Below are 24,599 nucleotides of genomic sequence, written 5' to 3'. Positions count from 1 at the left end.
ACCCTTAGCTGCCAAGCCTAACGCGAAGGTTAAAACATTAAAACGTTAGGCCAAAAGCCGGGCAACAGCCAGGCGGGCGGCGAAAGGCATGGACGCCTTAGTCTACATTGAAGAAAGTAAGAAAAGTCGAAAGTAAACGTAAAGTTAGAAAAGCATAAGGAAAATGTCGTGAATCCCGTCATTAAAACCTTTCAATATGGAAACGATACCGTCACTCTGGAGACCGGCAAAGTAGCTCGTCAGGCCTCCGGTGCGGTGATGGTCACAATGGGCGAAACCCAGGTTCTGTGTACTGTGGTTGGCGCCAAAAGTATGAGAGAAGGCCAGGACTTCTTCCCCCTGTCTGTTCACTATCAGGAAAAAGCCTACGCCGCCGGCAAGATCCCCGGTGGCTTCTTCAAGCGTGAAGGTCGTCCCAGTGAAAAAGAAACTCTGACCTCCCGCTTGATTGACCGTCCTATTCGTCCGCTGTTCCCCAATGGCTTCATGAACGAAGTGCAGGTGGTTTGCACCGTTATGTCCGCCGGCAAGGATATGGATCCGGATATTGCGGCCATGATCGGTACTTCTGCGGCACTGGCCATTTCCGGTATTCCGTTCAGTGGCCCGATTGGCGCTGCCCGTGTCGGTTATACCCAAGATCAGGGTTATCTCCTGAACCCGGGTTACGCCGCTGTTGCAGCGTCTGAGCTGGACATGGTGGTTGCCGGTACCCAAGACGCGGTACTGATGGTGGAATCCGAAGCCAACGAGCTGCCGGAAGACATCATGCTGGGCGCCGTGCTCTTTGCTCACCAGGAGCTGCAGGCCATTATTCAGGCAGTTAACGAGCTGGCCAAAGACGCCGCCAAGCCCGCTTGGGAGTGGACGCCAGAGCCTGAAAATACCGAGCTCAAGTCCGCTGTGACTGAGGCCTTTGGTGCCCAGATCAAAGAAGCCTACCGTATCACCGACAAGATGCAGCGCTACACCCGTCTGGGTGAGCTGCGCGATGCCGCTGCCGAGCAACTGGCCAGTGAAACCGTCAGCACCGACGATATCAAAGCGGTATTCGGCAAGCTCGAAAAGCAAACTGTCCGTCAGGCGGTTGTAGCCGGTGAGCCTCGTATCGATGGTCGTGACACCAAAACCGTGCGTCCCATCCAGGTAGAAGTTGGCGTGCTGGAAAAGGCCCATGGCTCGGCACTGTTTACCCGTGGTGAAACTCAGGCCATCGTGGTCTCCACTCTGGGTTCCGCCCGCGATGCACAGATCATTGACGCGCTGGAAGGCGAACGCCGTGACCCATTCATGCTGCACTACAACTTCCCTCCCTACTCCGTAGGTGAAGCCGGTCGCATGGGTGGTACAGGTCGTCGTGAAATCGGCCATGGTCGCCTTGCGCGTCGCGGTGTGGCGGCTGTACTGCCAAAAGAAGATGAGTTCCCATACTCCATTCGTGTGGTCAGTGAAATCACTGAATCCAACGGTTCTTCTTCCATGGCTTCCGTGTGTGGTTCTTCACTGGCTCTGATGGATGCCGGTGTGCCCTTGAAGGCTCCCGTAGCTGGTATTGCCATGGGTCTGGTAAAAGAAGACAACGGCTTTGCCGTCCTCACCGATATTCTGGGTGACGAAGATCACCTGGGTGATATGGACTTTAAAGTTGCCGGTACCTCTGACGGTATCACTGCGTTGCAGATGGATATCAAGATCGAAGGTATCACTGAAGAGATCATGGAGATCGCTCTGGAGCAGGCTCTGCAGGCACGTTTGCACATCCTGGCAGAGATGAACAAGGTGATCGACAAGTCTCGTCAGGGCGTTTCTGACAACGCACCTCAGTTTGAGACCATCAAGGTACACCCCGATAAGATTCGCGACATTATCGGTAAAGGTGGCGCCACCATTCGTTCAATCACTGAAGAAACCGGCGCTTCCGTTGATATCGATGACGACGGCACCGTGAAGATCTACGGCGAGAGCACTGAGTCTTTGCAGGCGGCCCTGGATCGTATCGGCGAAATCACGGCTGAGGCCGAGATTGGCGAAATCTACGAAGGTAAGGTTGTCCGCATTGTCGACTTCGGTGCGTTTGTTAATTTCCTGCCCGGAAAAGACGGTCTGGTTCATATCTCTCAGATTGCCGAAGAGCGCGTCAACAGCGTGTCCGATTACCTGACCGAAGGCCAGATGGTTCGCGTCAAGTGTCTGGATGTGGACCAGCGTGGTCGTATCAAGCTGTCCATCAAAGAAGCGGCACTGGACGATGCCGCCGAAGCTGAAGCCGAAGACTAAACTTCGGTCGGGGGAAGGGCCACCTTTCCCCTTTCGAGCTTCCCGAAAAGCCCGCTTGCGGGCTTTTTTTGTTATGGTTAGTCAGGCATGGCGATGGGGGCGCTTGTAATGACATGTGTAAGGACTCTTTTGATCTGCATCGGGGTTGTGTGGATACCAACACTATTGGCAAATGATCAATACTGCCTCAGTGGTGGTCATGAGAGCGGATTTCGCTGCGAGGAGTCGCAAGCCGTTGCTTCCCCAAACAACAGACGGTACTACAGCATTCAACTGCTGGAGCAAGCGGGCGAAAACGAACTCAGCAGCAGAGCCGATATCGTCTACAAGGTGACAGTAGAAGGTGGCAGGCGACTGGTCTATCTGGGGCAATACACCAGCAGAGCCGCCGGTGTGGCAGCTCTGGGGAAGGCATTGAAGACTTGGGGGCGAAGTCGATATCCGTTGCTTGTGTCCGTTCAGGGACCTCAGGATTCACCCAGTATTCGCCTGGAGGCAGAGCCGGATCCAGCACCCCTCGGTCTGTCGGCTTCTACTCCGGTGCCAGCACCAGCGACTGCTGATGGGCAGGGGGAGGCGCCACGCCTGACTTTGCGACAGAACGCCCCTTACGAGTTGGTCTACAGCATCCAGACTGCGGTTTTTGCGGATGCGAAACAGGGGCATGACTTTGCTCAGCGACACCCGGGTATTGCGCTGACCTGTCGGGAACGGGAAGACGGTCTGTTTTCGGTTTACTATGGCGTCTATCAATCCTACAGCGATGCGCGCCAGCACCTTCAGGACTACGACCTGCTCGCTCAGCAGGGGGCCTACATAGTGAGATTAGAGCAGGCTTCTTTCCTGCCGTGTGAGGCACTTCTCTAGCTGAAGTTCTGTGGATACAGGGAGACCAGCTGGCCGGAAGCCTTGAGTTGCCTTCGATCCTTGTTCAAAAATGTGTCTATACCGGCAGCGTCTACCGGTTTGCTAAACAGATAACCCTGCCCCACATCGACGCCCATCTGCTTGAGTATGTGGGCCTGGATCTCCGTTTCGATACCTTCAGCCACCACCTCAATCTGCTGACTTTGCGCCAGGCCCACCATGGACTGAACCAACGCATGACTGCGATCTGACTCTGTAATCTTGTCAACAAAGGATTTGTCGATCTTTAGCTGCTGGGGGACAAAGCGGGCCAGGTAACCCAGATTGGAATAACCGGTGCCAAAGTCATCAATACTGAGACGGAAGCCGGATTCGCGCAACCGATCGAGTTGCGGATGATGCCCATCGATGTAGTTGGACTCCGTCAATTCGATGTCGACACGCTCGCAGGCAACACGAAAATCCCGGCAGGCCGATGCCGCCACATCAGCAAAGTCCGGTGCTTCCAGCTGGCGGGCTGAAACATTGATGGACAAATTCAATTCAGGATGTTGCTCTGACCACTGGGCAAACGGCTGCAGGGCTCGCTGGAATACCAGTTTGCCCAGACGGTGTATGAGACCGGTTTCTTCCGCAAGAGGAATAAACACCTGCGGCGAGTTAAGTTGTGGGTTATCCGTAGTCAGCCTGGCCAGTGCTTCCAAGCCGACGATTTTGCGGGTTTGCAGGTTCACCTGGGGCTGAAACACGACTTCCAGTTGATGCAGATAAATTGCCTGCTTGAGTTCGTCCACCAGCTCAAACTTCTTAAGAATGTTATTGGTCATTGCCGGAGCGAACACACAGGGCGATTGCAGGTTGCGGGTACGACTGTGTACAGCGGCGATGTCCGCTTTCTGCAACAGACTGGCACAATCATCCGCATGGGAAGGGTAGTGGCTGATGCCCATCGCGCCAGCGATCTGATAGCGAAATCCGGCGACGCTGAAATCGGTGTTTACTTTGCTCAGTAACTGCCGTGCATAGCTGCGCACCACAAGGTTCTCGTCGTCCCGAACCAAAAGAACAAATTCTTCTCCTATAGAGCGGGCCAGCAAGTCCTGAGGGCGTTTTTCAGAGGAGAGGCGACGGGCCGCCACACGAATCAATTGATCTTGGAGAGAGTGGCCGTGGGACTGGGCCGCATCTTTGATATTCGAGAGACTGATATGAAAAATATAAAGCGACTGCTTTTCCTGAATGTTATTTTCGATCTCCTGAATCAGGCTGTTACGGGTTAACAAACGAGTCAGATAATCGTGTTTCAATAGCCACTGCACTCGCTGGTGACTGCGATCCTGTTTGTCCAGCAGGCGGCGAATGTGCCGACCGCTGAAGCGGATGTAGATGATTGTGGCCAGAAGCAGCAGTGCGGCAAACAGGCCGGAGAGCCTGACGCTGCGTTCTCGCAATTCTTCAGAAGCGGCTTCTGCCTGAAACTCGATGTTCTGGTATAGGTTCTCGATTAAGGTACTTGGTGTTTGATCAATATTGCGTACTTGCATATTTGCAGCACCGGGGTTGCCACTGTCGTTAAGAAAACCTGCGCGCGATTCCTGGTAGGCAATTCGAAGCACTTCAAGTGCATAGATAATGGTGCGGATCTGGCGGTGAAGGTCTTCGTCGTCAATCTTAACCAGTAGCTCATTAGCCAGCTCCAGGGTGGCTCGCTCGCGCATACGAAACTGTGTCCAGAGCCCCGTTTCGTTGTTGACACTGGCATGAAGCAGATAATCACTCCAGGCCTGGGTCTGGTTTTTCAATGCAATATTGAGTTCCGCCGCAGTGCGGGCGGAGCTTTGTTGGCGTTTCAGCAGGGCGTGTTGGTCGTACAGGAAATTGGCTTCCAGAAGCAGCCCGGAAAGCGCCAACAGCAGTATCAGTAGCGGGCCGGCAACAACATTCACCAGAATGGACTGGCGGGCAGATAGGAACTGAAACTTCATCAGGCTTAACTCTCAGCGCCGGTGTGAACGTGGGGGGCAGAGTTCGGAGTGCCAGGGTATCGCTGCACTGTGACAGTTTCGTGTCCGGCTCGTTTAGAGGTTTAGGTCAGGGGATCTTGGGCCAAACAGAGGATGAGGGGATTTGGCCGACCGGGTACAGGTCGGCCCGAGCATGTTGGAGCGAGCAGTCACTCTTTTCCAGTCGAGTGCTTAGCGGCGAAACACCACAGTACGGTTGCCGTTGAGCAAAACACGGTGTTCAGCATGCCAGCGCACCGCCCGGTAGAGCACCACACTTTCGATGTCGTGACCGATTTCCACCAGTTGTTCGGGAGAGTTGGTGTGAGAAACACGCTCCACCTCCTGTTCGATGATGGGGCCTTCGTCCAGATCCGAAGTGACGAAGTGAGCGGTGGCACCAATCAGTTTCACGCCGCGTTCGTAGGCTTGATGGTAGGGTTTGGCCCCTTTGAAGCCGGGCAGGAAAGAGTGGTGAATATTAATGGCTCTGCCTTCCAGCTTCTGGCAAAGCTCGTTGGACAGAATCTGCATGTAGCGGGCCAATACCAGGAAGTCCGCCTGCGTGTTCTCCATCACCTCCAGAATTTGGGCTTCCTGTTGAGGTTTGGTATCTGCCGTAATCGGCAAATAGTGATAGGGCAGGTTATACCACTCCACCAGATCGCGCATATCTTCATGGTTGGAAACCACCGCCACGATGTCGACAGGCAGGGTGCCTTCTTTCCACTTGTGCAGCAGTGTGTTCAGGCAGTGGCCCCAGCGAGACACGGCCAGCACCACCTTCGGGCGTTCGCACAGATCGCACAATTGCCACTGCATCTGGTCGGTGGCTGCCAGCTGAGAAAACTGCTCCCGCAGCAGATCAATGTCGGTGGCGCTGTCATTAGCCGCTGTGAACTCGGTGCGCATAAAGAAGCGTTTCTCTGAGGTGTCCTCAAATTGTGACGATTCTTCGATGTTGTAACAGTGGTTGGCCAGAAACGACGTGACCGCAGCCACAATGCCGTGGCGGTCCGGGCAGCTGAACGTCAGAACATAGCGTGGTTGGCTCATGGTGGAACTTCCAAAGGTTGGTATGGCTAAGGGTGCCTGAATGTGGAGCACGAACTGTACCAGATGCGGCTGCCACAATTCATCATGATTTCCCTTCAACCTGCCTTTTTCTTACCCGCTGTGAGTCTGATTTGAGCGCTGTAATAACCATCAAATCACAGGCAACGGAGACAACCGCGTGAAAAAGACAATGGCAATACTCACTTTGGCAACCTGCACAGTGGCAACATCAGCTCAGGCAACGCCTGAGGCAACAGAGCTCAAGCAGGGGGCTGCCTTTACTACTTCGGCGTTGGCCGGCGCGGCCCTGGGAGGGCCTGTTGGTATGATTCTGGGAGCATTGGGCGGCGCTTATATCGGGGAGCAAATCAAACAGGCAGATGAGGTGGACACCATGACGCAATCGGTGGCAGTGGCAAACGAAGAGATTGAACGACTGAATGCTCAACTGGTGCAGGCCAGAGAGGAAACGGAGAAACTGCAGCAAATGGCCCTGGAATCTCTCAATACTCAGGTATTGTTCCACACGGCTTCGGATCAGCTGACCGAGCGGGGGCGCGATCGTGTGGAGCGGGTGGCCAGGCTCATGCAGCAGTGGCCTCAATGGCGCATACGACTCGACGGACACGCGGACCCACGCGGAACCGATGAGTACAACAATGTCCTGTCCCAGTATCGGGCGAAAGCGGTGGAAGAAGCCTTGGTTGCCGCGGGTGTAAAACCGGAGCGGGTAGAGTTATACAGCCATGGTTCCAGCCGCTCCCGCGCCGATAAGGGTGATCATCGGGCTTATGCCGCCGAGCGCCGTGTCGATATCGATATTCTCAGTGGTCGTCGCAAGCCGGAGGTGGTGATGAATTGACGGCTCGATAGGTCTTTGGGGTCTGCCCTGTCCACCGTTTGAAGGCGCGGCTGAAGTTGCTGGTATTGGAGAAGCCCAGTAAAAAACCGATGTCGCCGATGCTGAGGTCATCGCCCTTCATATATTGCAACGCCAGCTGCCGTCGCACGTTTTCCAATTCTTGGCGGTAGCTGCTGCCCTGCTCTTCCAGCTTGCGATGCAAGGTTCTCGGGCTCATATGCAACTCGCTGGCGACATTTTCCAGATTGGCCTCTCCCCGGGGCAGGCGTTCAAACAAGACATTCTGCAACTGCTGTTCGAGGGTGGGCGTCTGCAGTTTTGCCAGGTAATCAGCAACCAGTTGTTCGGTTGCCTGAGCCAGTTGGCGGTTACCCCCCGGGATCGGCGTTTCCGCCTGGTGACGATCATAGGTCGCTTCAAATTGATGGGAGTGATAGCTCACGGGGCAGCCAAACCATTGATCATAGGAGTCGGGGTCGACGGGTTGTGGGCGGGGTAGCGTCATTTCCAAGGGATGAAAATCAAAGGTGGAATGCTTGCGGCACAGGTGGGACAGGGCAGAAAAGGTCGCATCGATGGCATAGTCCGAGGCCCTGGCCTGTGGCGTAAAACGGACACTCCCGGTCATCACCAGAGTGTCTTCGGCTTCTCTGAGGGTGATCTCGTCGGCAGCGGTACTGAACGCCGCCATATAGCGACACCAGCACACCAGTAGATCCTTGATGCTACAGCTGCTCCATAGGGCGATGCCCAGCGCGCTAAAGGTGGTGGGGGTGACGAAGCTGCCTGCTCGCAGGCCGATGTGGGGGTCGCCGGTTAATGCGGCTGCGTCTTCCCAAAGTGTTGCCATCAACGCCAACGGAATGCGTTGATCGGGATCTGATTGCCGCTCGTAATCGACGCCCCTGGATTTCAGGAACTCGTCGCGATCAACGCCGTAGTATTCCAGGGTGGCGACAAACAGGGTCAGCCAGCTGCCGATGATGGACGGGGAGTGCTGCATGGGTAACAGAGTTTACGCGGGTTTGGCTCCATCATCCATCTTTGCTCTATAATGGCGCGAAAGTTTTACTGCGAGCGAGTTGCTATGGAGCCACTGTCTGAAAACGTCGAGGAAAACCTGGACCGCTTTATTGTCGAAGCCCTGGAGACCGGCTGCGTCTGGGGTCTCGAAGGGCCGGAGGGCTTTGCGCTGTGTCCCTCGGAGGATAACGACGACGTCGATGTGATGCCTTTTTGGTCACAGCCGGAATTTGCCCAGGCGGTCTGTGTCGACGAGTGGTCGGTTTACAAGCCGGTGCCGGTTTCGCTGGAAGAGTTTCTGGATGAATGGGTTGACGGTATGCACGCGGATATTCTGCTGGTGGGCATCAACTGGACGGAAGAGCTGGAAGGTATGGAGATGGAACCTCTGGATCTGGCCGAAGAATTCGACAGCGAGATGAAGTAGGTCTGCGGACATGTACCCTCTGGATTATATCGACCCGGTGTTTCGCCCTCCGAGCGAGGCGCGCTCACTGATTTTACAAGTGACCAACGGCTGCTCTTGGAACAAATGCACCTTCTGCGAAATGTACACTCAGTCGCAGAAGCGTTTTCGTCCGAAGCCGATAGAAGAGCTGGACCAGCAACTGATGCAATTGGCTCAGGCAGGCTATCCGGTGCGTCGGGTTTTTCTTGCCGATGGTGACGCCATGACCCTGTCGGTGCGGCGTTTGCGCGAGATTCTGGAGTTGGTGAAGAGTTACTATCCGGATGTCCAACGGATTTCCTCCTACTGCCTGCCCAGAAACCTTAAGAAAAAATCCGTAGAAGAACTGACGGAGCTGCGGCAGTTGGGCCTCAGCATGATGTATGTGGGCTGTGAGAGCGGCGATGATCAGGTGTTGTCTCTGGTGGAGAAAGGCGAGAATTTTGCCTCTTCGCTGGAAGCACTGCAGAAGATCAAAGCAGCGGGTATGAAGAGTTCGGTGATGATTCTTAATGGGCTGGGCGGTGAGCAATATTCTCGCCAGCATGCCGTTAATTCCGCCCGGCTGATGAACGCGGCGCAGCCCGACTTTCTTTCAACGCTGGTGGTCTCATTTCCGGCGGGAGATCAACGATATCAGCATAACTTCGAGGGCCGTTTTCAGCCCTTGGGGCAGACCCGGTTGTTCGAGGAGATGGAGTTATTGCTGGAGAATCTGGAGCTGGAACGCACGGTGTTCCGCAGCGATCACGCCTCGAATTATCTGGTCTTGAAGGGAATATTGGGTCGTGACAAGGAAGCTCTGCTGAAGCAAGTGCGCCTGGCCTTGCGTCAACCTGGCCGCATACCACTGCGACAAGAGTGGCAGCGGGGATTGTGATCGGGGTTGAGGGGGCAATCAGGCCTGCGCCAGAGAAATGTCCTCATCAACAAAGCCAAACAGGTAGTCGTGCAGAAGATTGGTCATGTGGTTGCCGACATGATCGTTGAGACCGCTCAGACACTCAAATTCGGGTGTAATTGCCGACAGCTTACTCTGGCGGTAGTCATCCGTTACTAACACAAATCTCTTATTGATCTCATCCTGGGAGCCTCCGTCATGGCGGCTCTGAAGCAGTTCCAGCACACGAAATCCGAAGTCCATTACCAGGCGCTGCAGGTGGGTGTGGCGCGTTTCCTGGCGGTTCAGAAACTGAATTTCGCGGCTGCCGAGCAGCTGCGGTTCGGTGAGGGTTGTAATTGCCATGGTGACCTCTGAGGGCTTGCCAATCGTCGGGATTATTAAAACACGGGCTTGTGCATCGATGCTTCGAAGCAGTTCACACTATGTTTAAGTGACAGTGGCGTCGTTTAAGCGATAGTGATGTCGCCTGGATCGACATGTTGCTATGGATCCAGGCGACAGGTCAAGAGGCTGGGATCAGGGCTAAGGGCGAATGGCCATTTCCTCTCGGAAGCGACGACCATTGTCTGCGTAATGCTGGGCGGAGAGCTTTAACCCCTCAATTTCTTTTTCCGACAGACTGCGTTTGACTTTGGCGGGGGCTCCCAGAACCAGGGAGCCGTCAGGAATCTCCATGCCCTCAGGCACCAGAGCGCTGGCACCAATCAGGCAATTATTGCCAATCCTGGCGCCGTTCAATACCACGGCATTAATTCCGATCAGGGAGTTTTGGCCAACCACACAGCCGTGAACAGTGGCGTTATGACCGATGGTTACACCTTCACCAATCTGCAGGGGAAAGCCCGGATCGGCATGCAGCACGGCACCATCCTGGACATTGCTGTTTTTGCCAACGCTGAGCTGTTCGCAGTCGCCCCGAAGCACGGCCCCGAACCAGACGCTGGACCCTTCTGCCAGCTCGACAGAACCAACGACGGTCGCCGTAGGGGCTACAAAACAATCTTCATGGGCGTTGACTGTACGGTCTTTCAGGTCAGCAATCACAGGGGCTCCCTCTTATGGTCAGTGCGTAAAACAGGCGCACAGCATAGCCCAAAAGTGCCAGCGGTAATATGAGTATCAGTTTGAATCCTGTACCCAAGAGATAGCCGTTTCAAAGTCCTCGCTGGAAAAGCGCCGAACTTCTGCGGCGGCAAAATGATGCTCAATAGGGGGAAGTATGCCTGCCAGTGGCTCATCAGACACTGCCGCCACCCTGGGAATGATTCGGTGATGGTCCCCGTCAAAGCGGATGTGGGACACCAATTCCGAAAAATCCTCCCAGCCAAGCTGGTCTTCTGCGCTAATCACAATGCCTTTCAGTTGCCGGTTACCGGCGAGGTAGCGATCTACTGTTTCACTGAGTTGGGCGAAATCCCTCGCCAGTAGAGGGGTCTCCGGGTGCACCCGGATAATGCCCTGATTCTGTAACAGTTCAAAATCCAGCATGATGGCCTCTAATATCATCTTACTGCGATGCCTGCGAATGGCAGGGTTTCCACTTTAAGCGTAGACTAGACTCAGGACCTGTGCCTTTTGGGCCGGTTCGGGAATATTTTGCTACAGAGGGAAAGCTATGGATTCCATCAAGGTTTCAGATTGCATGAGTCGTCAATTCGTCTCCTTTGAGCCAGAGATGCCGCTGGTGGAAGCGGCAGTGGCTCTGGTGAAGAACGAGTTGCTGGGCGGCCCGGTGGTAGATGCTCAAGGTCATTTGATTGGCTGGATTTCTGAGCAGGACTGTATCGGTGCAGTCAGTCAGGTCATGTACTATGAAGACCGCGTTGCTGTAGTGAGTGACATCATGAGCAAGGAAGTCACCAAATCCGCACCAGATCGCAATGCGCTCGATCTGGCCGAGGATATGAAAAATCACAAGCGCAAGATCTACCCGGTTGTGAATTCGGAAGACAAAGTGGTGGGGGTGATTTCGCGGCGTCACATTCTCAAAGAAATGCTGGAGCGCATCACCCATCCCGAGGCACCGAATCCCCAATAGAGGTGCACCACTTTGGCGAGGAAGTGGTGTCAGGTAAGTGAGCGCCCGCCATCTACGGCGATAATCTGCCCGTTGATAAAATCGTTCTGTAGCAGGTAGAGCACGGTTTGAGCGATGTTGTCAGGGTGGCCGGGGCGTTTCATGGGGGTTCGATCGATAATCTGCAACTGGTCGTCAGCATCCATCTCCGCTTCATTTTCAGGCCACATGATCGCACCGGGGGCGACGCTGTTAACCCGTACCGCCGGGGCTAGCTCGCGCGCCAGTGAGCGTGTCAGCATTTGATTGGCGGCCTTTGCCATGCAGTAAATAGTGTAGTTTTTAAGCGGCTTCTCGGCGTGAATGTCGGCGATATTGACGATACAGCCGCGGCTTTTGGTGAGGGCGGGTGCCAGGGCCTGGCTGAGAAAAAACGGCGCCCGGGCATTGCTGGCGAACAGATCGTCCCAATGTTCGAGCGTGGCCTCACCGACGGGGGTCGGATAAAACACCGAGGCGTTGTTGATGAGACTGTCGAGCCGGCCAAAGCTATTCAGCACCGAAGCCGCCAGTGAAGCAATCGCATCCGCATCATTCAGATCACCCACAACCACCTTGGCGGTATCGGGGCGCTCGTGATTCAGCTGTTCACACAGGGCCTGGGCATCTTGGATGGAGTGTCGGCAATGCACCAACACCCGGTAGCCCTCCTGGTGCAGTTCTCTGACAATCGCAGCGCCGATACGACGGGCGCCACCGGTCACCAGAGCAACGGGTTGTTCTGTGGTCACTGTGTTTTATCCTGAGTCGTAAATTGCTGTTTGAATTGTTTGAGGGCACTGACTCGTTTCCTCGTCAATGCCTCTCCAATCGCTTTTCCGGTTATGCCTTCTTCCATCACATCCCGAGCCTGTATTCGATTGCACGCCACCAGCGCCTGCAGAACATACTCCCGCTGGGGGTAGGGGTGCTGCTCCAAGCCTGTGCGGCCTTTCGCATCCGCTTCACACGCCAACAGGAATTGCTCCAGGTGCTGGGGGCGCCGAAAGCCATCCAGGCGTTGCATTAACTGCATCAGGGTAGTGGGGCGCAGCTCCATGGCGCGATGACAATTGGTGTGGTCTCTGGCAACCGACAGGGCCAGCTCCCGATGCTTTTTGGGTACCCCAAGCCGGTCGCACAGCGTTTCGATCAACGGCAGGCTGCGGCTTTCGTGGCCGATGTGTCGTGGCAGTTCTTCGGTGGGCGTTTCGGCTTTACCCAGGTCGTGGACCAGGGCGGCGAATAACACCTCGCTGTCTTCACTCAGCTGACGGGCTTGCTCCAGCGCCATCAGACAGTGCAAACCGCAATCGACCTCCGGGTGATGTTGTTTTGGCTGCGGAACACCAAACAGGTTGTCCAGCTCCGGCATGATCACGGCCAGCGCACCGCACTGACGCAATACCTCGACAAAAATATGTGGAGACGGCTCGCGCAGCGCCCGTTCGGTTTCTTTCCAGACCCGCTCTGGCACCAGATGGGAAACTTCACCCTCTTGCACCATGCTGCTCATTAATTGCCGGGTTTCCTCGGCCAATGTGAACCCCAGGTGATGGTAGCGGGCGGCAAAGCGGGCGACACGCAGTACCCGCACTGGGTCTTCACTAAAGGCGTCGCTGACATGACGAAGGATGCGGGATTGCAGGTCTTGTCGCCCACCATAGGGATCAAAAATATTGCCCTGGCAGTCTTCTGCAATGGCATTGATTGTCAGATCCCGGCGCAGTAGATCTTCCTTCAGAGTAATGTCCGGAGAGGTGTGGAAAACGAAGCCGCTGTAGCCGGGGGCGGTTTTGCGTTCGGTGCGGGCCAGTGCGTATTCTTCACCCGTCTCGGGGTGCAGGAATACCGGGAAGTCCTTGCCCACAGGGCGATAGCCCTCGCTCTCCATCTCTTCCGGGGTGGCGCCTACCACCACCCAGTCCTTTTCGCTGTAGGGGTAGCCCAATAGTTTGTCGCGGACCGCGCCGCCAACCAGATAAATCTCTTTCATGGCGGCATTATACACGCTGTCAGGCAGGGTACAGGCGCTACTCGCCCTGGGAGATTGGCAGTGTCAATGTGAAACAGGTGCCTTCGCCCGGGCGAGTGTCGACGTCAATACTGCCTCTATGGCCTTCGATAATGCCGTAGGATATGGACAGCCCCAGACCAGTGCCCTGGCCCACAGCCTTGGTGGTAAAAAAAGGGTCAAATATTTTGTGTTTGACCGCCTGGCTCATGCCGGAGCCGTTATCACAGATCTCCACTTCAATGCTGTCTTGCGAGGGTTTGAGGCTGCGGGTACTGATACGGATTTCTCCATGTTTCTCGATCGCCTGGGCCGCATTGACCACAAGATTGGTAATTACCTGGTACATCTGTGTGGTGATGCACGCAATGGTCGGCAGATTCGGGTCCAGTTGCAACACAATGTCCGCTTTGTACTTGATCTCACTGTTAACAATATTCAGTACGCTGCGGATACAGTCGTTCAGATCCAGTGCTTCCCAGTCTCGCTGTTCGGGGTGGGAGAAAACCTTCAGATCGCTGACAATCTGCTTGACCCGTTGTACACCCGTCAATGAATCGCCAATCAGTTGTCTGACGTCCTCTTTCAAAAAGGGGAGATTCACAGCCTGACATTTCTGTTCCAGTTGACGGCGGGCGGACTCGTCGCCGATGTAGGCTTCCACCTGTTGGTACTCACCGATCAGTTCCACCAGATCCTCCACATAGTGTTTGAGCGAATCCAGATTGGAGGCCACATATCCGATTGGATTATTGATTTCGTGGGCGATACCCGCCGACAACTGGCCCAGTGACGCCATTTTTTCGGCCAGAACCAGCTGGTGCTGGGCCTCGCGAAGCTTTTCGTTAGTGGCTTGCAGCTGTGCAGTACGTTTCTTGACCCGGTTTTCCAGATCCAGCTCTCGGCTTCGCAGGGCCAGGTGGGTTTTGACCCGGGCCAGGAGCTCGTCGCGGTTAAATGGTGTGCTGACATAGTCAGAGGCCCCCAGTCGCAGGGCGCGACTGATACTGCTGGGGTTGTTATCGGCCGATACCACAATAAAAGTGGGGCGTTGCTTTAAAGGCATTGCCCCCACTTCCTGGAGCACGTCAAACCCGGATTTGAGGGGCATATTTAGATCCAGCATGACCAGATCAAAGCGCCCTGAAGTCAGGCGGTGCAGGCATTGCTCACCATCCTCCGCCGTTTCCAGGTGAGCGTATTGGCTCTGCAGAATATACCGGAGCACTTTGCGATTCACTGGGTTGTCGTCGACGACAAGAATGGAGGCGCTTTCGAATGATTCTGGCGCGTTGGCTTGGCTGGCCATGGATTCCCTGTCCGCTGGATTTTTATCGCAGTATGGCCGATACAGCGGTTGGAAAAAACAGGCAGGAAAGAAAAAAGGCCCCCAATACAGCTAGGGGCGAAGGGTCTTAGGGTGTTCGGGGAGCTGGCAGAAAGTTCGTTTGCCCCCGACTGACTATTCAGGGGTCAGGCCGTTTCGGCCCGTACGACGCTCTCGCCCAGCCACAAAGGAGAGGACACCACAACATCTGCAAGCTATAATATGCCAAATGTAACAAACCTGTCAAACCTGACATTCGGTACTATCAGGCCAAAATGCGGGATAGATCACTGACTGATTGAATGACGAGATCAACGGTCAGAAAGGAAAGATTTCGAATGTTGGTTAAAAAATCGGCTGGAAGATATTCACATAAGTCATGCAAGTCAGGTAGACTGCTGGTTTGCGCTTATACAATAAAAAATTCAAGAGCACTCTATGTCTGAAATTCGCGTCCTGACGACCGGCGAAGCGGCAAAATACTGCGGCGTTAATTTCCGCACGGTCATTCGTTGGATCGAGCGGGGCCGCCTGAAGGCCTATAAATTACCCGGGCGTGGTGACCATCGTATTCAGGTAGAGGATTTCGTGCTATTTCTACAAGAAAACGATATGCCGGTTCCGGCGGATTTGCAGGCTCCCAACCGCTCTGTGCTGGTGATCGAAGACCAGCCGGAAATGGCCAGTGCCATTCGACGGGTGTTGGCACGCAGCGGTTTCGAGGTGGAGGTGGCTCGTGACGGCTTTAGCGCCGGCACCATGTTGTCGAGAATGAAGCCCGGATTGGTGACACTGGATCTGAAGATGCCGGGAATGGATGGCTATGAAGTATTGTCCTTTATCCGCAGCAACGAAGAACATGCCAACACCAAAGTTCTGATTATTTCCGCTGAGACTGCTGCGGGATTAGAGCGCGCCATGGCCCTGGGGGCCACAGATGTCCTACCCAAACCCTTCGAAAACGACGAATTGCTGGCTCGTGTCGAAGCTCTGATCCGTTAAATTCCCCAGCCGATGACAGGCAGTGCTACCTCCAGATCCTCGGTGCTGGTTTCCGGTTGTGGCGGACAGTGATAGCTGGCACTGACGGTATCGTCCTGAACCGAATGCAGGTGCACATCAAATCCCCACAGACGGTGAACATGCTTTAATACTTCCTCTGTGGATTTACCCAAGGGCTTGCGGTTGTACTGAATGTGCTGCAGGGTCAGCGACCGGTCGCCGCGAATGTCCACCTTGTGGACCTGAATATTGGGCTCCCGATTGCCCAGGTTGTATTGGCCGGCGAGGGCTTCCCGCACTTTCTGGTATCCCATTTCATCATGGATGGCAGAAACTTCAATTTCGCGCTTTTGGTCATCATCCACAATACAGAACAGCTTCAGGTCACGCATCACTTTGGGTGACAGAAATTGAAGGATAAAGCTCTCATCCTTAAAGTTCTGCATGGCAAAGTGCAGGGTTTCCAGCCAGTCACTGCCTGCAATGTCCGGGAACCAGTGCCGATCTTCGTCTGTGGGGTTCTCGCAGATGCGGCGCAGGTCGCACATCATGCTGAACCCCAATGTGTAAGGGTTAATGCCGCTGTAATAGGGGCTGTCATAGGGGGGTTGATAAATAACACTGGTATGGGACTGGAGAAATTCCAGAATAAAGCCTTCAGTCACCAGGCCCCGGTCGTACATGGTGTTCAGCAACGTATAGTGCCAGAAGGTGGCCCAGCCTTCGTTCATGACCTGAGTCTGGCGTTGAGGATAAAAGTATTGAGCAATCTTACGAACGATACGCACCACTTCCCTTTGCCATGGTTCAAGTAAGGGCGCATTTTTTTCAATAAAATAGAGCAGGTTTTCTTCTGGTTCAGGTGGAAAGTGAATTTTTTCTGCTTCTGCCTTATCTTCCTCCGCGGTAGGGATGGTACGCCACAGGTCGTTAACCTGTTTCTGCAAATACTCTTCCCGTTCTTTTTGCCGCTGCCGCTCTTCTTCTGCGGAGATAGGATAGGGGCGCTTATAGCGATCAACACCGTAATTCATCAGGGCGTGACAGGAGTCAATCAGGGATTCGACTTCGTCGATGCCGTAGCGAGATTCACACTCAGCAATATAGTTCTTGGCAAACAGCAGATAGTCGATGATGGAGTCTGCATCGGTCCAGGCTCGGAACAGGTAATTTCCCTTAAAAAACGAATTGTGGCCATAACAGGCGTGGGCGATTACCAGCGCCTGCATGGTCATGGTGTTTTCCTCCATCAGATAGGCGATGCAGGGGTTGGAATTGATCACAATTTCGTAAGCGAGCCCCATCTGCCCACGATTGTAGGATTGCTCTATATTGAGAAACTGCTTGCCATAGGACCAGTGATGATACCCGAGGGGCATGCCCACAGAAGCGTAGGCGTCCATCATCTGCTCGGAGCTGATCACTTCAATCTGATTGGGGTAGGTGTCGAGCTTGTACCCCTTGGCAATTTCAGCAATTGCGCGATCATACTCCTCAATAAGCTCAAACGACCATTCCGAGGTTTCAGAAATCGGGTTGCTTCTCAGGGGGCTCTCAACGGATTCATTCTGGGGGGCGTCGTCCGGGTTGCTCATAGGTTCCCTCATTCATACAGCTTTTTTGTGGAACAGCTCGCGGAATACCGGATAGATGTCAGACACATTGACAATTTGCTGCATGGCGAACACATCGCCAAAATTAGCCTGCACCTCACGGTACTCTTCCCACAGCGCCTGATGGTCGCGGGGAGTGATTTCGATGTAAGAATAATATTGGAGTTTGGGTAGCAAGTCCTGCATCAAAATTTTGGAGCAGGTGCTGGAGTCGTCGTTCCAGTTATCACCGTCGGACGCCTGGGCACCGTAAATGTTCCATTCACTGACTGGATAGCGGGTGTCCAGGATTTCCTTCATCAGCTTCAGCGCACTGGAGACGATGGTGCCGCCGGTTTCTCGCGAATAGAAAAATTCCTGTTCATCCACTTCTTTAGCGCTGGTGTGGTGGCGAATAAACACCACTTCAGTGTGTTCATAGTTTCGTTGTAGAAACAGATATAACAGAATAAAAAAGCGTTTGGCCATATCCTTGGTGGCCTGGTTCATAGAGCCCGACACATCCATCAGGCAAAACATGACGGCTTTTGAGCGGGGGATGGGTTCCTTGACGTGAAGGTTGTATTTGAGGTCGAAATCATCCAGCCAGGGCACACGATTAATGCGGCCTCTCAGACTGGCGATCTGTTGCATCATCTTTTCGATTTTGCGATGGTCCTTAAGCAGTGGGTCCAGCGCTTCCTGCTCCGCCAATTCAGCTTCCAGTTCTTTCAGTTTGCGCCTCTTACCTCCGGTCAGTGCGATACGGCGGGCGTTGGCGGAACGAAGAGAGCGGACAATGTTAATGCGTCCAGGCGAACCCTCGTTGGAAATACCCGCGCGGCGCATTTTAAATTCTTCGTTGCCTGACAGTTGCCGCTTGACCAGATTGGGAAGTTCCAGGTCTTCAAACATAAAGTCCAGAAACTCTTCCTGGGTGATCTGGAAGACGAAATCATCCATGCCTTCGCCCTGATCACTGGCGCCTGAACCCGAGCCACCACCTCCGCCGGCACCGCCGGGGGGGCGGGGAATTTTATCGCCGCTGACAAACTCCTTGTTGCCGGGTAATACCCCGGTGCCAAGACCTCCGGATCCATGGTGAAAAACCGGTTCACTGATGTCCTTGCTGGGAATGCTGATTTGTTCACCCTTGTCGATGTCCGTAATCGAGCGTTGGGTGACCGCATCAGAAACCGCTTTTTGGATATGCTTGCGGTAGCGCCTTAAAAACCGCTGCCGGTTAACCGTGCTTTTATTCTTGCTGTTAAGGCGCCGATCAATGATATAACTCATACAATGCCCCTTAGGTACCCAACACGTCAGGTTACTGCGATTTCCTGACTCTTAGGTACCATTCGGACAGCAGGCGAACCTGCTTCTCGGTGTAACCGCGGTCCACCATTCGATCGACAAAATCCTCGTGCTTTTTCTTGTCGTCGGCCGAAGCTTTCGCGTTGAACGAAATTACTGGCAGCAAGTCTTCGGTATTGGAGAACATTTTTTTCTCAATCACGGTGCGCAGTTTTTCGTAGCTGTTCCAAACCGGGTTTTTACCGTTGTTGTTGGCGCGTGCGCGTAATACGAAGTTGACGATTTCGTTACGGAAATCTTTCGGGTTGCTGATACCTGCCGGTTTTTCAATTTTCTCCAGCTCTTCGTTCAAAGCGCTGCGGTCCAGAATTTCGCCGGTTTCAGGGTCACGGAATTCCTGATCCTGAATCCAGAAGTCAGCATAGGTTACATAGCGGTCAAAAATATTCTGCCCGTATTCAGCATAAGATTCGAGATAAGCTGTCTGGATTTCCTTGCCAATAAAGTCGACGTATCGTGGGGCCAGATATTCTTTGATAAAGGCCAGGTATTTTTCCTGCTGTTCGGCTTGGTATTGTTCCTGCTCGATTTGTTGTTCCAATACATAAAGCAGGTGCACCGGGTTGGCAGCAATTTCGGTGGGATCGAAATTAAACACCTTCGAGAGAATCTTAAAGGCAAAGCGGGTAGATAGGCCCGCCATGCCTTCATCCACTCCGGCGGAGTCTTTGTATTCCTGTAACGACTTGGCTTTAGGGTCAGTGTCCTTGAGGTTTTCGCCATCATAGATGCGCATCTTGGAATAGAGGTTGGAGTTTTCCGGGTCCTTAATGCGAGACAATATGGAAAACTGAGCCAGCATTTTCAACGTATCCGGTGCACAAGGCGCCTTGGACAAGGAGCTGTTGACCAACAGCTTGTCGTAGATGCGAATCTCTTCCGAAACACGCAAGCAGTAGGGGACCTTGACGATATAAACACGGTCGATAAAGGCTTCGTTGTTTTTGTTGTTCTTAAAGGTCTGCCATTCTGATTCGTTGGAGTGCGCCAGAATGATACCTTCAAAGGGGATGGCTCCCAATCCTTCGGTACTGTTGTAGTTGCCTTCCTGGGTGGCAGTCAGCAAAGGGTGCAGCACTTTGATAGGTGCTTTGAACATTTCCACAAATTCCATGATGCCCTGGTTGGATCGGCAGAGGCCGCCGGAGAAGCTGTAGGCATCGGGGTCGTTTTGCGGGAAGTCCTCCAGTTTGCGAATGTCCACTTTGCCCACCAGGGAGGAAATGTCCTGGTTGTTTTCATCGCCGGGTTCGGTCTTGGAGATGGCAACCTGGTCCAGAATGGAGGGATACATTTTAACGACTTTGAACTTGCTGATATCGCCGTTGTATTCGTGGAGGCGTTTGACCGCCCAGGGCGACATAATGGACTTGATATAACGACGTGGAATGCCGTAATCCTCTTCCAGAATATGTCCGTCCTCATCTTCGTCAAACAGCGCCAGGGGTGATTCGAAAACCGGTGAATCCTTGATGCAGTAAATGGGCTCTTTTTGCATCAGGTCTTTCAGTTTTTCTGCAAGTGAGGACTTACCCCCTCCCACCGGTCCGAGCAGGTAAAGAATCTGTTTTTTCTCCTCCAGACCCTGTGCGGCGTGCTTGAAGAAGGAAACGATCTCCTCGATGCATTCTTCCATTCCGTAAAAATCGCCAAAAGCCTTATAACGCTTAATGACTTTATTGGAAAAGATACGGCTCAAGCGGGAATCTGTGGAGGTGTCGATCAACTCCGGCTCACCAATGGCCATCAACATACGTTCTGCCGCGGTCGCGTATACGCCGGGATCACTCTTGCACAGCTCCAGATACTGCTGAATAGTGAGTTCCTCTTCCTGAGTGGATTCATAGCGCTCACGATAGTGGCTGAAAATACTCATGGTTCGTCTCCTTCAGGGCAAAGCCTAACTGCTGCAACTGCAAAAACTTTGGTCAAAAATTGTCAGTAGCCTGTGGGGGTTTAGACCGCGGGATAGTTAAAATATTCCCCCTATATAGGCCAACTGCATATAACGTTATAGGCGAATCCATCGAAACCGTTATTCCCTACCAGAAAGCATAGACGCAAAAAAAATTTGTGCGTCACTATGGAATTAATTTTTACGTTTTTTTAACGCAAAAAGATTACTCCCGCAGTGTTGTTGCACTGGCGTTGACGCTTCTTTAGTCGTATTGGGTGTGTGATAATCGCCCCCTGAAGGAAGCCCGTTAAATTAAGGACCAAGACATGAAAGTACTAGTTACCGGCGGAGCCGGTTATATTGGCAGCCATACCTGTATAGAGCTGATGAGCGCGGGCTTTGAGCCGGTGGTGGTTGATAACTTCTGCAACAGCAAACCCATGGTTATGGACCGCCTGTCACAGATTCTGGGCCGGGAGCTGGCACTGGAAACAGCGGATGTCACTGATCGCGATGCCTTGAGGGAGATTTTCGCCCGTCACCAGGTGGGCGCGGTACTGCACTTCGCGGGCTTGAAAGCGGTGGGGGAGTCAGTGCAAAAGCCTCTGACCTATTACCACAACAATATTTCGGCGACGCTGACTCTGTGCCAGGTGATGGCCGAATATGATGTCCATGACCTGATTTTCAGCTCCTCAGCCACCGTATATGGCGATCCTGCGACAGTTCCCATCGATGAAAGCTTTCCAACCTCTGCCACCAATCCCTACGGTCGCAGCAAGCTTATGGTGGAAGAAATTCTGCGTGATCTGTGCAGGACTCCGGATAATCCCTGGCGTGTCAGCCTGTTACGCTACTTTAACCCGGTAGGGGCTCATGCCAGCGGGTTGATCGGCGAGGACCCCAAGGGCATTCCCAATAACCTATTGCCCTACGTCTCCCAGGTGGCGGTGGGGCGTCTGCCCCATCTCAATGTGTTCGGACAGGACTACGACACCCCCGATGGCACGGGAGTCAGGGACTATATTCACGTTCTGGACCTGGCCCAGGGCCATGTAAAAGCCCTGCAGTTCCTGCTGGATAACCATTCAGGCTGTTACACCCATAATCTGGGTACCGGACGCGGCTATAGCGTGCTGGAAATTGTGGCGGCATTTGCCGCTGCCAGCGATCGCGAGGTCCCCTACGAGATTCAACCGCGCCGGCCGGGGGATGTGGCTCAATGCTACGCCAACCCGGAAAAAGCCCAGCGGGAACTGGGATGGCAGGCACAGCTGGGTATTGAGCGCATGATGGAGGACACCTGGCGCTGGCAGTCCAATAATCCCGAAGGTTATCAATAGCTTCCATAGCCCCCCATTTAATAGCACCGGCTGGGTGATTTCTGTACAATACGCGGCCCTGTTTTACCCGTCGGTGATTATTGAATGTCTAACAGCAGTTTCGACCAGAAAGTCGGTTCGCAAAAAGTGGGTTTTGTGTCATTGGGGTGCCCCAAGGCGCTGGTGGATTCCGAGCGGATCCTGACCAAGCTCAAGCTTGATGGATACGACGTGGTATCCAGCTACGATGACGCCGACGTGGTGGTGGTCAACACCTGTGGCTTTATTGACAGCGCCAAACAGGAGTCGATGGAAGCGATTGAAGAGGCCATGCGGGAGAACGGCAAGGTGATTGTCACTGGCTGCATGGGCAAAGGCTCTGACGCCGAGGCCATCAAGGCGGCCAATCCCGATGTGCTCAGCGTCAGTGGCCCCGCGGATTATGACCAGGTCATGAATGCGGTTCACGAGTTTATTCCCCCTGCTCCTGAGGCCCACAACCCCTTAGTGGATCTGGTGCCGCCTCAGGGGGTCAAGCTGACCCCGAAACACTACGCCTACCTGAAGATATCCGAGGGCTGCAACCATCGCTGCACCTTCTGCATCATTCCCGATATGCGCGGGGACCTGGTCAGCCGCCCCCTGAACGATGTAGTGCAAGAGGCCGATAAGCTGGTCAAAAGTGGCGTTCAGGAGCTGTTAGTGATCTCCCAGGACACCAGTGCCTATGGCGTGGACGTCAAATACAAGCTGGATCTGGCCCAGGGACGTGAGACCCGTATGCAGGACCTGGCGGTTGCCTTGGGCGAGTTGGGAGTGTGGGTCAGAATGCACTATGTTTACCCCTATCCTCACGTCGATAAGGTGATCCCCCTGATGGCAGAAGGCAAAATCCTGCCGTATCTGGATATTCCCTTTCAGCACGCCAGCCCCAGGGTGCTGAAGATGATGAAGCGCCCGGCCCACAGTGAAAAGGTTCTGGACCGCATCCAGAACTGGCGGGAGATCTGCCCTGACCTGACCATTCGCTCCACTTTTATTGTGGGTTTCCCCGGTGAAACGGAAGAAGATTTCCAGATGTTGCTGGATTTTCTGGAAACGGCCCAGCTCGATCGGGTTGGCTGCTTCAAGTATTCCCCGGTTGATGGCGCCAGGGCCAATGACCTCCCGGATCACGTGCCTGAAGATATCCAGCAAGAGCGCTGGGAGCGATTCATGGAAACCCAGCAGCGCATCAGCGCAGCCCGTCTGCAACGCAAGATCGGCCGCACCCTGGAGGTGTTGATTGACGAGGTTGACGATGAAGGTGCCATTGGACGCACCTTTGCGGATGCCCCGGAAATCGATGGCGTCGTATACCTGAATGAAGAATTCAGCGTCAAACCTGGTCAACGGGTTCAGGTCGAAATCGAGCATGCCGATGAATATGACCTCTGGGGTAGTGTTGTCCACAATGTCTGAGTCGTCCGTTACACTGGTAACTGACAACTGAGCATGCGGGAAGGGCTCTATGAAGCTGACTACCCTGATCTGGCTGGTGGTGGGTATCACCAGCCTCCTTAACACCGATCTGGAGAGCCTGCATTGGTTCGACGGAGTCCTGTTACCCGTTGTGGATTTTGCCTTTATTGTCTGGTTGCTGTCGCGGTTGACTCTTGCCAGGGCCGGCGGCAGCGGTGGCTCTGGAGGCTGGGGCAGCGGCGGTTGGGGTGATGGCGGAGGCGGTGACTGCGGCAGTGGCGGCGGTGGCGACGGCGGTGGCTGTTGATGCCGATATCCTCTGCAGCGTTTGTAGACAGCCACTGTCATCTCGATTTTCCGGAGTTTGAGCCGGATCGCCAGACCCTGTTGCAGCAATGTCGCGACCAACAAATCACCACTATCGTGCTTCCTGGCATAGAGCCAGCGCAGTGGGCGGGGCTTTCGGAGCTCACACAGGCAGCCGCATCGCCACGATTGCTGGCGGCCTATGGGCTCCATCCCTGGTGGGTAGAGCACCAGCAGGAGTCGCCCGAAGAGTTTCAACTGCAGCTACAACAGCAAATCCGGGAGCAGGGGGCCGTTGCGATTGGAGAGTGCGGGCTGGATGGCGCCATCAACTGCCCTCTGGAGCGTCAGCAAGCCTATCTGGAGGTACAGCTGCAATTGGCCTGCGAACTGGATTTGCCCTTGATCTTGCATGGTCATCGCGCTCACAATCCCCTGCTGCGACAGATCAAGGCCCACCGACCCAAAGCCGGCGGGGTGATACACGGCTTTTCCGGCAGCCCCGAATTGGCCCGGCAATATTGGGCAATGGGCTTTTATATTGGTGTGGGCGGCAGTATTACCTATGAGCGCGCCCGTAAAACCCGTTCAGCGGTTGTGGATTTACCGCTGGAGAGCCTGGTACTGGAAACCGACGCCCCGGCCATGCCTCTGCAGGGGCATCAGGGCAGACGCAACAGCCCTCTGGCGTTGCTCGAAGTGGCCCGGTGCCTCGCACGGTTGCGTGAGTTGCCGCTGGAAGACATCGCGCGACAGACCAGTGCAAATGCCCGACGTCTATTTAATCTGCAGCTTAATTGAACCGTAA

At 54.2% G+C, this 24,599-nt stretch carries 23 protein-coding genes; 11 read left to right on the top strand and 12 right to left on the bottom strand.

Annotated features, from left to right (window positions below):
* The first annotated feature begins 168 nt into the window (after positions 1-168).
* Positions 169-2,277, top strand: coding sequence for a polyribonucleotide nucleotidyltransferase (gene pnp, locus HBA55_RS32090; RefSeq protein ID WP_166999838.1), 2,109 nt, complete (start codon positions 169-171; stop codon positions 2,275-2,277).
* A 165-nt stretch (positions 2,278-2,442) separates the two neighbouring features.
* Complete coding sequence (locus HBA55_RS32085) at positions 2,443-3,144, top strand: hypothetical protein (RefSeq protein ID WP_166999837.1); 702 nt, start codon at positions 2,443-2,445, stop codon at positions 3,142-3,144.
* Here HBA55_RS32085 and HBA55_RS32080 read toward each other — a convergent pair.
* Both HBA55_RS32080 and purU read right to left on the bottom strand, forming a co-directional pair.
* Complete coding sequence (locus HBA55_RS32080; protein WP_166999836.1) at positions 3,141-5,129, bottom strand: putative bifunctional diguanylate cyclase/phosphodiesterase; 1,989 nt, start codon at positions 5,127-5,129, stop codon at positions 3,141-3,143. The two genes, HBA55_RS32085 and HBA55_RS32080, sit on opposite strands and share 4 nt — an antisense overlap.
* A 210-nt stretch (positions 5,130-5,339) precedes the next feature.
* Complete coding sequence (gene purU, locus HBA55_RS32075) at positions 5,340-6,203, bottom strand: formyltetrahydrofolate deformylase (protein ID WP_166999835.1); 864 nt, start codon at positions 6,201-6,203, stop codon at positions 5,340-5,342.
* 178 nt (positions 6,204-6,381) lie between these two features.
* On the opposite strand from purU, the gene HBA55_RS38110 reads away from it, so the two are divergent.
* A complete protein-coding gene (locus HBA55_RS38110; protein WP_166999834.1) occupies positions 6,382-7,065 on the top strand; it encodes an OmpA family protein in 684 nt (227 codons plus the stop codon).
* On the opposite strand, the gene HBA55_RS32065 is transcribed toward HBA55_RS38110, so the two are convergent.
* The gene (locus HBA55_RS32065; protein ID WP_166999833.1) at positions 7,028-8,068 is read right to left on the bottom strand and encodes an AraC family transcriptional regulator; all 1,041 of its coding nucleotides are present in this window, start codon (positions 8,066-8,068) and stop codon (positions 7,028-7,030) included. The genes HBA55_RS38110 and HBA55_RS32065 overlap by 38 nt on opposite strands.
* Positions 8,069-8,152: 84 nt before the next feature.
* Between HBA55_RS32065 and HBA55_RS32060 the strand changes: the two genes are divergently transcribed.
* Both HBA55_RS32060 and HBA55_RS32055 read left to right on the top strand, forming a co-directional pair.
* Complete coding sequence (locus HBA55_RS32060; protein ID WP_166999832.1) at positions 8,153-8,515, top strand: DUF2750 domain-containing protein; 363 nt, start codon at positions 8,153-8,155, stop codon at positions 8,513-8,515.
* A 10-nt stretch (positions 8,516-8,525) separates the two neighbouring features.
* On the top strand, positions 8,526-9,416 hold the full coding sequence (locus tag HBA55_RS32055) for a radical SAM protein (RefSeq protein ID WP_166999831.1): 891 nt from the start codon (positions 8,526-8,528) through the stop codon (positions 9,414-9,416).
* Between the two features lie 18 nt (positions 9,417-9,434).
* On the opposite strand, the gene HBA55_RS32050 is transcribed toward HBA55_RS32055, so the two are convergent.
* From HBA55_RS32050 to HBA55_RS32040, 3 genes are all read right to left on the bottom strand, one after another.
* Entirely contained in the window at positions 9,435-9,782 is a 348-nt protein-coding gene (locus tag HBA55_RS32050; protein ID WP_166999830.1) for a hypothetical protein, read from the bottom strand.
* A gap of 180 nt (positions 9,783-9,962) precedes the next feature.
* The gene (locus HBA55_RS32045; protein WP_166999829.1) at positions 9,963-10,484 is read right to left on the bottom strand and encodes a DapH/DapD/GlmU-related protein; all 522 of its coding nucleotides are present in this window, start codon (positions 10,482-10,484) and stop codon (positions 9,963-9,965) included.
* Between the two features lie 75 nt (positions 10,485-10,559).
* On the bottom strand, positions 10,560-10,928 hold the full coding sequence (locus HBA55_RS32040; RefSeq protein WP_166999828.1) for a SpoIIAA family protein: 369 nt from the start codon (positions 10,926-10,928) through the stop codon (positions 10,560-10,562).
* Between the two features lie 127 nt (positions 10,929-11,055).
* On the opposite strand from HBA55_RS32040, the gene HBA55_RS32035 reads away from it, so the two are divergent.
* Positions 11,056-11,478 carry a CBS domain-containing protein gene (locus tag HBA55_RS32035; RefSeq protein ID WP_166999827.1) on the top strand — a complete coding sequence of 141 codons (423 nt, stop codon included), beginning with the start codon at positions 11,056-11,058 and terminating at the stop codon, positions 11,476-11,478.
* A gap of 29 nt (positions 11,479-11,507) precedes the next feature.
* Here the strand turns inward: HBA55_RS32035 and HBA55_RS32030 are convergent, their stop codons facing one another.
* The 3 genes from HBA55_RS32030 to HBA55_RS32020 are packed head-to-tail and all read right to left on the bottom strand — an operon-like array spanning position 11,508 to position 14,819.
* Positions 11,508-12,248, bottom strand: coding sequence for a pteridine reductase (locus tag HBA55_RS32030; RefSeq protein ID WP_166999826.1), 741 nt, complete (start codon positions 12,246-12,248; stop codon positions 11,508-11,510).
* Positions 12,245-13,492, bottom strand: coding sequence for a multifunctional CCA addition/repair protein (locus tag HBA55_RS32025; protein WP_166999825.1), 1,248 nt, complete (start codon positions 13,490-13,492; stop codon positions 12,245-12,247). Before HBA55_RS32025 ends, HBA55_RS32030 begins: the two co-directional genes overlap by 4 nt.
* 37 nt (positions 13,493-13,529) lie before the next feature.
* Positions 13,530-14,819, bottom strand: coding sequence for a response regulator (locus HBA55_RS32020; RefSeq protein WP_166999824.1), 1,290 nt, complete (start codon positions 14,817-14,819; stop codon positions 13,530-13,532).
* 456 nt (positions 14,820-15,275) lie between these two features.
* Between HBA55_RS32020 and HBA55_RS32015 the strand changes: the two genes are divergently transcribed.
* Complete coding sequence (locus tag HBA55_RS32015) at positions 15,276-15,839, top strand: response regulator (RefSeq protein ID WP_166999823.1); 564 nt, start codon at positions 15,276-15,278, stop codon at positions 15,837-15,839.
* Here HBA55_RS32015 and HBA55_RS32010 read toward each other — a convergent pair.
* From HBA55_RS32010 to HBA55_RS32000, 3 genes are read right to left on the bottom strand one after another with little or no spacing between them, the layout of a single operon-like run.
* Complete coding sequence (locus HBA55_RS32010) at positions 15,836-17,434, bottom strand: SpoVR family protein (protein ID WP_166999822.1); 1,599 nt, start codon at positions 17,432-17,434, stop codon at positions 15,836-15,838. The genes HBA55_RS32015 and HBA55_RS32010 overlap by 4 nt on opposite strands.
* A 12-nt stretch (positions 17,435-17,446) precedes the next feature.
* Positions 17,447-18,727 carry a YeaH/YhbH family protein gene (locus HBA55_RS32005; protein WP_166999821.1) on the bottom strand — a complete coding sequence of 427 codons (1,281 nt, stop codon included), beginning with the start codon at positions 18,725-18,727 and terminating at the stop codon, positions 17,447-17,449.
* A gap of 31 nt (positions 18,728-18,758) precedes the next feature.
* Positions 18,759-20,681 (bottom strand): PrkA family serine protein kinase, encoded by a 1,923-nt coding sequence (locus tag HBA55_RS32000; RefSeq protein ID WP_166999820.1) that lies wholly within the window; start codon positions 20,679-20,681, stop codon positions 18,759-18,761.
* A gap of 347 nt (positions 20,682-21,028) precedes the next feature.
* Here HBA55_RS32000 and galE point away from each other — a divergent pair, with 347 nt between their 5' ends.
* From galE to HBA55_RS31980, 4 genes are all read left to right on the top strand, one after another.
* Positions 21,029-22,045, top strand: a complete 1,017-nt coding sequence (galE, locus tag HBA55_RS31995; protein ID WP_166999819.1) for a UDP-glucose 4-epimerase GalE — start codon at positions 21,029-21,031, stop codon at positions 22,043-22,045.
* A gap of 84 nt (positions 22,046-22,129) precedes the next feature.
* Positions 22,130-23,485: a 30S ribosomal protein S12 methylthiotransferase RimO gene (rimO, locus tag HBA55_RS31990; RefSeq protein ID WP_166999818.1), complete on the top strand. Its 1,356-nt coding sequence runs from the start codon at positions 22,130-22,132 to the stop codon at positions 23,483-23,485.
* Between the two features lie 49 nt (positions 23,486-23,534).
* Positions 23,535-23,792, top strand: a complete 258-nt coding sequence (locus HBA55_RS31985) for a hypothetical protein (protein WP_166999817.1) — start codon at positions 23,535-23,537, stop codon at positions 23,790-23,792.
* Positions 23,792-24,592: a TatD family hydrolase gene (locus HBA55_RS31980; RefSeq protein WP_166999816.1), complete on the top strand. Its 801-nt coding sequence runs from the start codon at positions 23,792-23,794 to the stop codon at positions 24,590-24,592. Before HBA55_RS31985 ends, HBA55_RS31980 begins: the two co-directional genes overlap by 1 nt.
* The last annotated feature ends 7 nt before the right edge of the window (positions 24,593-24,599 follow it).

It is taken from the genome of Pseudomaricurvus alkylphenolicus (assembly GCF_011683955.1).
GTDB classification, from domain to species: Bacteria; Pseudomonadota; Gammaproteobacteria; order Pseudomonadales; family Cellvibrionaceae; genus Pseudomaricurvus; species Pseudomaricurvus alkylphenolicus.
This window is presented reverse-complemented; position numbering and strand designations above follow the sequence as displayed.